Below are 11,570 nucleotides of genomic sequence, written 5' to 3' on the forward strand. Positions count from 1 at the left end.
CACAAGCGGAGAAGATCATGACCTGGCTTCAGGAAAACTGGATTATCGCGGTCGTCGGCCTTGTCGTTGCCGTCGTGCTTTTGTGGTTGCTGTTCGGACGCTCGAAGCCTGCCGAAATTGCGCCGCCGGCCGTGGAACCGACGAAGCCCGCCAAACCGCTCGAACCGGCGAAGCCCGACATCATCGCCGCCGAACCCGCGCGCTTCAAGCCGATCGAGCCCAAACCCCAGCCCGTCGCCCCCGCGCCGCCGCCCGCGCCCGTTGCGAAGGCAACGCCGCCCGAGCCTGTTCCCGCGCCCGCGACCATCGCCGAAGCGGCCCCCAAGCCCACGGCCAAACCGAAAGCCGCCGCAAAAAAAGCCGCGACCAAGCAACCCATGGCAAAAGCCCCTGCCGAGCCTGCGGCAAAGGCGGCGGCCAAACCTGCGGCGAAAAAGGCGGCTGCAAAACCGGCGCCGGCCGAAGCCGCCCCGATCCCGGAGGAACCGACCGTTCCGCCCCCGGCCGCGGCGAAACCCGCGCCCAAGGCGGCAAAAACTACGGCCGACAATCTGCAACTGCTGAAGGGCGTCGGCCCCAAGCTCGTCGTGCTGCTGAACGGGCTCGGCGTCACCAGCTTCCAGCAGATCGCCGACTGGACCGAGGCTGACGTCGCGCGGGTGGACGCCGAACTCGGCGCCTTCCAGGGCCGCATCACGCGCGACAATATCGTCGACCAGGCGGGCTATCTGGCGCGCGGCGACAAGGCCGGCTTCGAAGCCAAATATGGCGCGCTCGGCGGCGAGCTCTGAGAAGGCCGACCGCTCCGCCCATTTGTCGCCCAGGCGTGAGGCGGAGCCTGATCTGTCTTTTCATGCAAGGGCCGGCGTGCCCGGGTCCAAGCCCGGGATGACCGAAAACGGCTAAGGGGCAGGGCAGCCTCCCATCCCCGAACGGACCACCGATTTGCGTTGAAACAATTTATTGGCGTTTCAGCGTATAAGGCGGGCTGGCCTGCTCCGCGCGAATCGCGCGCGAAGCGCCGACGGAAATTCGATGCACCCATGAAGCCCGAACTGTCCTTGACCGCCCGTTCGACGTGGCGCGACCCGGTGCCGGAAAAACCGGCGGGGCCGGGGCGTTTCTTTTGGGCGGGGATCGTCGGGGTGGTCGCGGTCGCCTGTCTCGCCCTCCTCCTGTCGAGCGGACAGCTTCGCGCGCCAGCCGTCTTCGGCCCCTACAGCGTGTCGGTACCGCTCGATTTCAAGGCTTATGACCCCGAACGCTGGGCGATCATGAACGCCGAAGACTATCGGACGGCGCTGAAAATCGATCCGACTCTGCCCGACCCGGCGAGCGTGGGTTACGGCGACGCAACGGCGATGCCTCCCGCCGACCCCGCACTGCTGCGCGAGGAAGCCTTCGTCGGGCCGCCCGCCAAACCCTATGTCTTTCGCGGGGTTACGGCGCTCGACCGCGAGCGCGCGCATTATTGCCTGACCGCCGCCATCTATTACGAGGCCGCGTCCGAGACCGACGACGGAATGCGCGGCGTCGCGCAGACGGTGATCAACCGCGTCCGCCATCCAAGCTTTCCCAACACGGTATGCGGCGTCGTCTTTCAGGGATCGCAGCGAGCGGGCGTGTGCCAATTCACCTTCAGCTGCGACGGCGCGATGGCGCGCGCGCCCGAACGGCGCAACTGGCTGCGTGCGAGTCGGGTCGCGTCGGCGGCGCTCGGCGGCACCGTCTTCCCCAAGGTCGGGCTCGCAACGCATTATCACACGCAAGCGATCTGGCCGCGCTGGGGCAAGAGCCTGGTGATGACCAACATCGTCGGCGCTCATATCTTTCACCGTTGGCGCGGCCGCTGGGGTATGCCCGATGCGTTTCGCGCGCCCTATCCGGGCCGCGAGCCGGTTCCGGGCCCCTACCTCCCGCTTGCGCAGCAACTGGCGATCCTCAAGGGCCAGGGCCTCGCCCCCGGTGCCGGGCCCGCGCCGATGCTCGCCGGCCCCGCCGCGTCGCTGCCCGATGTCGCCCCGGCGCCGCTGCCCGGCGCGATGACGTCCCCGGCAACGGTTCCGCCGCCGCCTGCCGCAGCGCCGACCTATACCGACCCGCGGCTCAACCAGTCGGGCCAGATCCGCGAGGAATTCAGCAAGAGCGGAGAGTGGAAAGACTGATATTTTCGGCCTAGGCTTCGCGTATCAGCATGGGAGGCCAGGATGGGGCATGTCAAAGGCATCGGCGGACTGTTTTTCCGGGCGCGCGCGCCCGAAGCACTCGCCCTTTGGTATCGCGAGCGGCTCGGCGTCGGCGGCGGATGCAGCGCCGACGACAGCGTGCCGCCGAACCAGTGGGTCTGGAACGTCGCCGCCGGTCCGCTGGTCTTTGCGCCCTTCAAGGCTGACACCGATTATTTCGCCGCCGATCGCCAGTTCATGATCAACCTGCGCGTCGACGACCTCGACGCCGTGCTGGCGCCGTTTCGCGAGGCGGGCGAGGAAATCATCACGAAGGACGAATGGGATGACCCCGCGATCGGCCGCTTCGCGCGCGTCCACGATCCCGACGGCAATCCGATCGAGCTTTGGGAGCCCCCGAAAAGCTGACATCGTCATCCCGGCGGAGGCCGGGGTGACAATGGTCCCTATCTGCCCTGGCTGCGCCAGCGCTTGACGACGCGCTCGAGGATTTCGGCCTCGCCGCCCGTCTCGCGCCATAGCTTCGAAAAGAGCGGATCGCTCGACGCCGGCCGCTTTTCTTCCTCGAGCGTGTCGAGATGCACACGGATCGGGATCGACACGCCTTCGCCGCAGATGATGCATTCGCGGTTGCGCAGCGCCGGGATCGAATCGATGAAGCCGCGCGCGCCCTCGGGCATCGCGGCTTTCACGAAATGCTGGTCGCGCTCGTTGTTGAGACGCATCGAGATGATCGTGCCGCACTGCGACAGCACGCCTTCGGCCAGATCCGACGGACGCTGGGTGATCAGGCCCAGCGACACGCCATATTTGCGGCCTTCTTTTGCGATCCGCTCGAGGATCTTGCGGACCGCCTGCCCCGTCCCGACGTCTTTCGACGGGATGTAGCGGTGCGCTTCCTCGCAGACGAGCAGGATCGGACGCTGCGGCTCGCCGCGCGACCAGATCGCATAGTCGAAGGTCAGGCGCGACAGCACCGCGACGACGACGCCGGTGATGTCGGAGGGCACGCCCGACACGTCGATGATCGAGATCGGGCGGCCGTCCGACGGCAGGCGGAATATCTTGCCAAGGAAATTCGCCATCGTGTCGGCGACGAGCATGCCCGAGAACATGAAATTATAGCGCGGGTCGGCGCGCATTTCCTCGATCTTGCCCTTGATACGCATGAAGGGCGCCGACGAGGTCGCCTTGTCGAGCTTGCCCATTTCGTTGGTGAGGATGTTGAGCAGGTCGGAAAGCAGGTAGGGAATCGGCGAGTCGACCGTGATCTTGGTCATGCCTTCGGCGAGCCGGTTCTTGGTGCGCGCCTGCAGCAGGCAGCGCGCGAGCACGTCGCAATCGGCCTGGCGGTCACGCCCTTCGGCGGTGACGAAGACTTCGCAATGCTCCTCGAAATTCATCAGCCAATAGGGCATGGCGAGATTGTCGACGTCGAAAAGCGCGCCGGTGCCCTTGAAGGCGGCCGAATATTCACCGTGCGGGTCGATCATCACGATATGCCCCTGCGGGGCGAGCTCGCAAATCTTGTGGAGGATCAGCGCCGCACTCGTCGACTTGCCCGTACCGGTCGATCCGAGCAGCGCGAAATGCTTGCCGAGCATCGCATCGACATAAAGCGAGCCGCGAATATCCTTGGTCGGATAGACGGTGCCGATTTCGACGTGCGCGCGCTCGTCGGCGGCGTATATCTGCTTGAGGTCGGCGCTGGTCGCCGCGAAGACCTGGCTGCCCGGAATCGGATAGCGGGTGACGCCGCGCCGGAAATTGTGGATGCGCCCGGTGATTTTTTCCTCTTCGCCTTCGCCGAGGAAGTCGATCGTCGCGACGATCAGGCCCTCGCCGCGCGTGTCGAGTTGCTGGTCGCGGATGCTCGCGATCAACCAGATGTTGCCGACGCGGACCTTGACCTGCGCCCCGACCTGGCCCGCCATTGCCACCGCCGCATCGTTCGACGCCGCCAATTTGCCGATGATCGCCGAATCGAGCAGGATGCGCGAAGCCGAGCCCGAAATATCGACGACTTCGCCGATCATCAGGTCGTCGCGATGATGGTTGGTCACCGGCGCGACCGGCGCCGCCACGCCGCCGCCCGCCAGGCGGACGTGCTGTGCCGCTGTCAGATCCCCGGCGCCGAATCCGCCACCTTGCATGTCCATATATCCGCCCCGCCTATTGTGGTCCCGGCTCGCCCTATCGCAGACGAGGGTAAATAGGCCGTGAACTTTGGGCGAAAAGCGGCTGACGAGAACGGGGCTAGCGGCGGCGGAAAATCGCCGAAGCGGCGTAGCCGAGCACCAGCGACAACAGCACCGCGGACAGGCCGTAAAGAAAGCCGTGGCGCTCCGCCGCGAGCGCCACGAAGCGTTCGAACCCGGCCTTGCGGATCTGGACGTCGCGCGATGCAACCGCAAGCACGCGGCCGCGGCTGATCAGATAGGTTTCGGCGCGATAGGTCCCCACCGGAACGCGGGCGGGCACGGGGATGCGCGCGCGATAGAGCACGCCTTCGGTAATTTCGACCGCAGCGGGGTTTTCGACGAAGAGGCCCGCGCGGCGATAGAGGTCGATGAGTCCCGCCTCGAACCGCTCGAGCGTCTTTGCCTCGGAAAATTGGGTCGGCGACATCGACAGATTGGCAAGGCCGAGCTCGAAAATCGCCGCGGTCCGTTCATCGACCAACTTGTCGATCGGGCGCGACGATCCGATCGCGTAGAAGCTCGGCGAAGTGCGCAGGCGGATGCTGCTGGCATTGACCCATATTCCCGCGACGCGGCGCTTTTCGCGTAGCACTATCGGCCGCACCGGGCCCTTGAGAACGACGACGATATCGGCGCGGTCGTCGGGCAGGCGCTGCCCCGGATAGAGGATCGCGCCGAACAGCAGCAGTTCCTCGCCCGTGAAGCTGTACTGGATGTCGATCGCGCGGCTCGACACATCGGGGACGAGCCGCGGGTCGGCGGCGCCCGCCGCGGTCGCCGGGAGCAGCGCCAGTGCGAATGCGAGGATCAGGGCGCGTGCAGCGGTCATTGCACCGTGTAGATTTCGTCGGGGCGGATGAAGAGATCGACCGCCATCCGCGCCGCGACGAGGAGCACGATGACCGCGAGCGCCATGCGCAGATATTCGGGCTTCACCCGCTGCGCGAAGCGCGCGCCGATCTGCGCGCCGGTGACGCTGCCGAGCAGCAGCAGCCCGGCGAGCACGATATCGACCGCCCCCGTCGTTAGCGCGTGGACCATCGTCGTCGCGATCGTCACGAACAATATCTGGAACAGCGACGTGCCGACGACGACCTGCGTTCCCATGCCGAGCAGGAAGATCATCGCGGGCACCATGATGAAGCCGCCGCCGACGCCGAGCAGCATCGTCAATATGCCGACCACCATGCCGAGGATCAGCGGCGCAAGCGGCGAGATATAGAGGCCCGAGCGATAGAAGCGCCAACGCAGCGGCAGGTTCGCGACCATCGGGTGGTGGCGCCGCTTGCGCGCGGGCGCGGGCAGCCCGGCGCGCATGGTGCGCAGCGCGCCCAAAGCTTCGCGCGCCATGATCCCGCCGACCGAGCCGAGCAGGACGACATAGAGGATGTTGATCACCGTATCGATCTGGCCCCACGCCGTGAGCAGTTCGAACAATCCCGCGCCGACCAGCGAGCCGAGCAGGCCGCCGGCGACGAGCACCGCCCCCATGCGCAGGTCGACCCCGCCGCGTTCGAGATGCGCGAGCGCGCCCGACACGCTGGCGCCGGTCACCTGCGTCGCGGCCGACGCCGCCGCGACCGTGGGCGGAATGCCATAGAAGATAAGCAGCGGCGTCGTCAGGAAGCCGCCGCCGACGCCGAACATGCCCGACAGGAACCCCACCCCGCCGCCCAGCAGGATGATGACCAGCGCATTGACCGAGAGATTGGCGACTGGAAGATAAAGATCCACGAAGGCCCCAAATGCGTATCGACGATACCGGAACGGCGGCGATTCCGCGGACACTAGACCATTTTTGCGGCACGGGGAATCGGCCGCGACGGCTATTTTTTCACGATCAGAAGTCGGCGGCGAGGGTCAGCGCAAGGCCGCTTTCGGGTGTCGCGTCGCCAGCGACGCGCTGGCGCCAGTCGAGCGCGATGCGGCTGCCTTCGCCGACATCGGGCAGGCGCAGCGTCAGCCGCGGCCCGACATCGACGCGCGCCGCGCCGGGCTGCACCGCGCCCGCTGCGAGCGCGCCGAGCCGCAACGAGGTTTCGCCCGCTCCGAGCCGGCGGTCGACAAGGATCGCGCCGTCGGCAAAGCCGTCACGCCGCCGCGCCCCGACGACGCCCGCCTGCGCATAAGCGTCGAGCCGGAACCCGGCGGGTAAAGCAACGTCGGACACCCCGCCGCCAGCCATCACGGCAAGCGCGCTACGCCCCTCCCTTCCCGCGGCAACGCGCTGCTCGATAGCCACATCGACCGGCAGATTTGCAAGCGGCGCGAGCGCGAGGCCGAATGCGACCTCGCGCTGCGCGGGACGCTGCACCGCGACCGTGGCGCGGCCATAGGCGCGCACGCGGCCGGTTTCGCCGAAACCATAGGCGAGCCGAAGGCCGGCCTGGCTACCGCCGAGCTGGCTCGCGGCGCCGAGCGCGTCCGGGGTACCCCCCGACCCGTCGCGCAAATAGAGCCAGCCGCCGAGCGACCAACCCGAAAGCTGCCGCCGGATCCAGAATGGCTCCCCCTGCCCCGGATCGGCGCGCGCGGCGGGCGAAAACGGAAACCATTGCGTTTCGTGCGAACCGACCGCCGAGCGGACGACGCCGCCCGGCCGCGGCGGCAGCAAGCGCGCCATCAACGCGAAGCGAAGGCTGTGGCGATCCGCACCAAGGTCGTCTGCGGGAGGCTCTCCGGCCGCCTCGAACTCTGCCGCAAACGAAGGCCGCACGGCCAAATCCGCGCTCGCGGACGCGCGCCCCGGCATTGCAGCCACGCCAAGCGCACCGACGGAGGGCGCCGGACGTTCGGGAAGGCGGCCTCCCTCCGCGAAGGGCGAAGGCGGAGCCCAGCGCGCGGGCATGGCATCTCGCGGCACCGACATGGCGGGATTCCAGACCATCATGATCCTGAGAGCGGTCCAGCCACCGACGCACAGCAACAGGAAGCGCAGCGGCGGGGCGCCGCGGGGCGCATCGACGCGGCGCGCCATCATCGTGCCACCCGCCGCGCCAGAACCTCCTCATGCACCGGCTCGCTTCGGGGATGGTCGGTCTTGTCCCACACCACCTCGCCCGATCGCAGCATCCGCCAGTAAAGGATGATGGCGCGCCGTGCGGCAAGAATCGCGACCACATTCGAGAAAAAGGCGCGCGGTATCGCAGCCATCGCCTCGCCGGGGCCATACCATCGCGCGGTGAAATGCCCGCGCATTCCAAGCCGCCAGCAGAGCAGCAACAGGTTGAAGGTCAGGAGCAGCCGCAAGCCGTCACCCAGAAGGATCGCATCCCAGCCCAGAACCAGCCGCCCCGCCACACCCAGTAGCGCCACGACGGCCCCCGCATAAGCGGCGAGGAGAATGAGCGAGGCCAGCGGCGCACGCCGATCGCGCCACAGCATCCAGCGCGCGAGCCACGCGCGACCTGCGGGAAGGCCGGGCACCTTGCGCCGCGAACCCGGCCAGCCGAGGTGATCCCATCCGGCGAGCGCGATTCCCGCAATCCAGCGCGATTTCTGCCGCACCGCCTTTTCGATTTCGCCGGGAAAGGCACCCCGCGAGACGATCCTATCGCCCGCCGGCCCGGCCGTGTCGACGAAACGCGTTCCGAGGCCATAGGTGCCGATCAACATGCCGATCTCATAATCTTCGGTCAGGCTGTCGCAGCGAAACGGCTCGCCGCCGCGTTCGATCGCCAACAGCGCCAGTGCGCTTCGCGTCAGCGCGCAACCGACGCCCGCCGACGGCAACGGCAGGCCAAGGCTCGAGCGAACGGCCAGCTCCTTGCCATGCGCCTCGGCAAATTCGTCCGCATAATGACCGCCGATCCAGCGTTCCTTGTGCGCGATCAAGGGCATGACGGGGATTTGCACCATGGCATGCTCGCCAAGATGGCGGCGATAGAGCTGAAGCTCGTCGGGATGCACATGGTCCTCGGCATCGTGAAGGACGATCGCGGCGAAGCGCATGCCCTCGGCGCGTTCGTCCTCGCCAAGCGCCGCCCAGAGCCGGTTGAGATTGTCGCCCTTGGTCGTCGGCCCCTCGCGGCTGCCGATCACCAACCGCAGCCGCCGGTCGCGCGCGACCAGCGGCGACACGGCGAACAGCGTCGCGGCGTCGTTGGGGTAGCAGCCGACATAAAGCCGGAAATCCTCCCCTTGCCACGCCGCCATAGTCCGATGCAGCATCGCCGGAAGCACTTCGGCTTCGTCCCACGCCGGCACGAAGATCGCAAAGCGTCCGTCGATTGGCGGGGCATCGGGCGCCGGCGCCGGGTCACGGCGGCGCGTCGCCAGCCACAAGGCGTCGAACAGCAGATCGTCGAGCCCGATCAGCAATATTCCCACCGATGCGAACAGCATCAGTTCATGACCGGCGCCGAACACCAGCCATTCCAGCCATGCGGTCGACAGCTCCAATATGCTAGCCCCGCGCCCCCCGATGACCTAATGTCATCCGTACCTATAGTGCTAGTGAATGGAGACGGTTTGTAAAGTCGGCGCCATTCCGCCGGTTATTGTCAAACTGACTGACGAAATAAGGAAATAGCTTACCCATGACTCGCAGTTTTCCGCCCCGTTCTGCATTGCGTGATTTTCTGGAGAGCGAGAGTGCCGGCGGCATGCTGCTCATTTTCGCCGCCATTTTGGCGATGATTGTCGCCAATTCGGCATTCGCCGAGACGTATGAGCACGCGATTCACGCGGTGACCGGCCCGGTACTCACCGACAAGCTCGGCCCGATGACCGTTCACCTGTGGATCAACGACGGGTTGATGGCGGTGTTTTTCCTGCTCGTCGGGCTGGAGATCAAGCGCGAGTTCGTTGATGGGCGGCTGGCGAGCTGGGACCGGCGGCGGTTGCCGTTCATCGCTGCGGCGGCCGGTATGGCGGTGCCAGCCGCGCTCTACATGCTTTTCGCCGGAAAAGAGCCGGGGCTGGCGCAGGGTTGGGCGATCCCGGCGGCGACCGACATCGCTTTTGCGATGGGGGTGCTCGCGCTGCTCGGCAAGCGCGCGCCGACGTCGCTCAAGCTGTTCCTCGTCACCGTCGCGATCGTCGACGACATGGGCGCGGTCGCGATCATCGCGCTTTTTTACACGGCCGAGATCAACATGGCCGCGCTCGGCGCCGCGGCGGCGATCCTCGCCCTCATGTTCGTGATGAACCGTTCGGGGGTGAAGAGCCTCATCCTCTACCTGCTGATGTTCCTCCTTCTCTGGTATGCGATGCTGCTGTCGGGCGTCCATGCGACGATCGCGGGCGTACTCGCCGCGATGGCGATTCCGTTCGAGCGCACCCCGGGCGCACCCGACAGCCGAACGTCGCCGCTGCACCGGCTCGAACATGCGCTGCACCCCTGGGTGGCCTTCGCGATCGTGCCTTTGTTCGGCTTCGCCAACGCCGGGGTCGATATTCGAGGGCTCGGGATCGACCAGATTTTCGCGCCCTTGCCGCTCGGTATCGCTGCAGGCCTGTTCCTCGGCAAGCAAGTCGGCATTTTCGGCAGCGTCTGGCTTTCGGTCAAACTCGGCATCGCGGGAAGGCTGCGCGGCGCGACATGGCTGCAGGTCTATGGCGTCGCAATGCTGTGCGGGATCGGCTTCACGATGAGCCTGTTCATCGGCGGGCTGGCCTTTCCCGGCGACGCGCTGCTCGTCGAGGAAGCGAAGATCGGCATTCTGATGGGATCGCTGGTGGCCGCGCTCGTGGGCTTTGCCGTCCTGCGCTTCGCCCCGCTTCATCCGCAGCATAGCGCGGTCGAAAGCGCCTCGAACGGGGAAATCGCCGCCGACGGCGACGTCCGCGACACGTCCGAAGGCCAGGGCTAGGCCAGGACATGCACAAGCCGATTTTCCTGTCACTGATCGCCGCCGCGGTCCTGTCGGGCTGCGCCGCGACGGCTACGAAGCAAACGGCCGCCACACCCGGCGTCGCGACGCTCGACGTGCGCCGCGCCGCGGCCTCGACGAAAGCGCTCGATGAAATCGCCGCCTCTTACCTGCGCCTCAGCCTCGAAATCGGGACGCATGAGCCGGGCTATATCGACGCCTATTACGGCCCGCCCGAACTGCAAAAGGCGGCCGAGGCGGCGCCGCGTGACAAGGCCGCGCTGCTCGCGGCGACGCGCGCCTTGATGGCGGAGGTCGATATCGCCGCGCGGCGTATCTCCGACCCGCTCGCGAAACGCCGCGCGGCCTTCCTCCGCGCCCAGCTTCGCGCCGCCGAGACGCGATTGATGATGACGCAGGGCACGCGCTTCGCCTTCGCCGACGAAGCCGAGCGATTGTTCGGCGTGCGCCCGCGGCTCAAGCCGCTCGCCAGCTACGACACCGAACTCGCCAGGATCGAAAAACTGGTCCCCGGCGAAGGCGCGCTCGCCGACCGCGTCGAGGCCTATCTCGACGGTTTCACCATCCCGAAGGACCGGCTGCAAAAGACCTTCGACACCGCGATCGCGCGCTGCCGCGGGCGCAGCATGGCGCATATCGCGATGCCCGAGGGCGAGAGCTTCCGTCTCGAATTCGTCACCGACAAGAGCTGGAGCGGCTATAATTATTACCAGGGCGGCTATCACAGCCTGATCCAGGTCAACACCGACCTGCCGATCCGCCTGTCGCGCGCGCTCGATCTCGGATGCCACGAGGGCTATCCGGGGCACCACCTCCTCAACATGAAGCTCGAAGAAAAGCTGGTCAAAGCGCGCGGCTGGACCGAATTCAGCGTCTACCCGCTCTACAGCCCGCAGAGCCTGATCGCCGAAGGCAGCGCCAATTACGGCATCGACCTCGCCTTTCCCGCGAGCAGCAAGGCCGATACCGAGCGCGACATACTGATGCCGATCGCCGAGATCGCGGTGCCGGCGGACGACCGCTATTGGCAGCTGCTGAAAGCGATCAAGCGCGCGTCGGGCGCGCGGCTGACGATCGCGCAGCAATATCTCGACGGCGAAATCGACCGCACCACCGCGACCCTGCTGACGCAGAAATATCTGCTCGTCTCGCGCGAGCGTGCCGAACAGTCGGTGCGCTTCACCGACCAGTATCGCAGCTATGTCATCAACTACGGCCTCGGCGAGACGATGGTCCGCGCCTGGGTCGAGCGCGGCAATCCAAGCCGCGACGAGATGTGGCGGCGCATGGAGCGGATCGTCAGCGAACCGACGCTGCCTTCGGACCTGCTGGCGCGCTAAAACCCCGGA

The 11,570-nt window shown here is 66.8% G+C and carries 10 protein-coding genes; 5 read left to right on the plus strand and 5 right to left on the minus strand.

From position 1 onward, the window contains the following. Positions 1 to 17: 17 nt before the first annotated feature. The 3 genes from VSX79_RS14880 (at position 18) to VSX79_RS14890 (ending at position 2,594) form a co-directional block, all read left to right on the plus strand. Complete coding sequence (locus tag VSX79_RS14880) at positions 18 to 791, plus strand: hypothetical protein (protein WP_179494083.1); 774 nt, start codon at positions 18 to 20, stop codon at positions 789 to 791. A gap of 252 nt (positions 792 to 1,043) precedes the next feature. Further along, positions 1,044 to 2,165 (plus strand): cell wall hydrolase, encoded by a 1,122-nt coding sequence (locus VSX79_RS14885; RefSeq protein WP_326913733.1) that lies wholly within the window; start codon positions 1,044 to 1,046, stop codon positions 2,163 to 2,165. Between the two features lie 42 nt (positions 2,166 to 2,207). Next, entirely contained in the window at positions 2,208 to 2,594 is a 387-nt protein-coding gene (locus VSX79_RS14890; protein WP_179494079.1) for a VOC family protein, read from the plus strand. A gap of 38 nt (positions 2,595 to 2,632) precedes the next feature. Here VSX79_RS14890 and VSX79_RS14895 read toward each other — a convergent pair whose 3' ends face one another. The 5 genes from VSX79_RS14895 to VSX79_RS14915 all read right to left on the minus strand — a co-directional run bounded on the left by VSX79_RS14895 (position 2,633) and on the right by VSX79_RS14915 (position 8,788). Beyond that, positions 2,633 to 4,222 (minus strand): ATP-binding protein, encoded by a 1,590-nt coding sequence (locus tag VSX79_RS14895; RefSeq protein ID WP_257018183.1) that lies wholly within the window; start codon positions 4,220 to 4,222, stop codon positions 2,633 to 2,635. A 220-nt stretch (positions 4,223 to 4,442) separates the two neighbouring features. After that, positions 4,443 to 5,216, minus strand: a complete 774-nt coding sequence (locus VSX79_RS14900) for a TIGR02186 family protein (protein ID WP_179494075.1) — start codon at positions 5,214 to 5,216, stop codon at positions 4,443 to 4,445. Continuing rightward, entirely contained in the window at positions 5,213 to 6,121 is a 909-nt protein-coding gene (locus VSX79_RS14905; protein WP_179494073.1) for a sulfite exporter TauE/SafE family protein, read from the minus strand. The genes VSX79_RS14900 and VSX79_RS14905 overlap by 4 nt, the downstream gene beginning before the upstream one ends. Positions 6,122 to 6,227: 106 nt before the next feature. Next, entirely contained in the window at positions 6,228 to 7,367 is a 1,140-nt protein-coding gene (locus VSX79_RS14910) for a hypothetical protein (protein ID WP_326913734.1), read from the minus strand. Beyond that, positions 7,364 to 8,788 carry a glycosyl transferase family protein gene (locus VSX79_RS14915; protein WP_326913735.1) on the minus strand — a complete coding sequence of 475 codons (1,425 nt, stop codon included), beginning with the start codon at positions 8,786 to 8,788 and terminating at the stop codon, positions 7,364 to 7,366. Before VSX79_RS14915 ends, VSX79_RS14910 begins: the two co-directional genes overlap by 4 nt. Positions 8,789 to 8,925: 137 nt before the next feature. Between VSX79_RS14915 and nhaA the strand changes: the two genes are divergently transcribed. Further along, a complete protein-coding gene (nhaA, locus tag VSX79_RS14920; RefSeq protein ID WP_326913736.1) occupies positions 8,926 to 10,200 on the plus strand; it encodes a Na+/H+ antiporter NhaA in 1,275 nt (424 codons plus the stop codon). 8 nt (positions 10,201 to 10,208) lie between these two features. After that, positions 10,209 to 11,561, plus strand: a complete 1,353-nt coding sequence (locus VSX79_RS14925) for a hypothetical protein (protein WP_326913737.1) — start codon at positions 10,209 to 10,211, stop codon at positions 11,559 to 11,561. Positions 11,562 to 11,570 lie beyond the last annotated feature (9 nt).

The sequence above is a fragment of the Sphingopyxis chilensis genome (assembly GCF_035930445.1).
GTDB classification, from domain to species: Bacteria; Pseudomonadota; Alphaproteobacteria; order Sphingomonadales; family Sphingomonadaceae; genus Sphingopyxis; species Sphingopyxis chilensis.

Excerpts from the sequence above, each read along its gene's own strand:
- VSX79_RS14880 (WP_179494083.1), top strand. The coding sequence starts at position 18 with ATGACCTGGCTTCAGGAAAACTGGATTATCGCGGTCGTCGGCCTTGTC.
- VSX79_RS14895 (WP_257018183.1), bottom strand. The coding sequence starts at position 4,222 with ATGATCGGCGAAGTCGTCGATATTTCGGGCTCGGCTTCGCGCATCCTG.
- VSX79_RS14910 (WP_326913734.1), bottom strand. The coding sequence starts at position 7,367 with ATGATGGCGCGCCGCGTCGATGCGCCCCGCGGCGCCCCGCCGCTGCGC.
- VSX79_RS14890 (WP_179494079.1), top strand. The coding sequence starts at position 2,208 with ATGGGGCATGTCAAAGGCATCGGCGGACTGTTTTTCCGGGCGCGCGCG.
- VSX79_RS14925 (WP_326913737.1), top strand. The coding sequence starts at position 10,209 with ATGCACAAGCCGATTTTCCTGTCACTGATCGCCGCCGCGGTCCTGTCG.
- nhaA (WP_326913736.1), top strand. The coding sequence starts at position 8,926 with ATGACTCGCAGTTTTCCGCCCCGTTCTGCATTGCGTGATTTTCTGGAG.
- VSX79_RS14900 (WP_179494075.1), bottom strand. The coding sequence starts at position 5,216 with ATGACCGCTGCACGCGCCCTGATCCTCGCATTCGCACTGGCGCTGCTC.
- VSX79_RS14885 (WP_326913733.1), top strand. The coding sequence starts at position 1,044 with ATGAAGCCCGAACTGTCCTTGACCGCCCGTTCGACGTGGCGCGACCCG.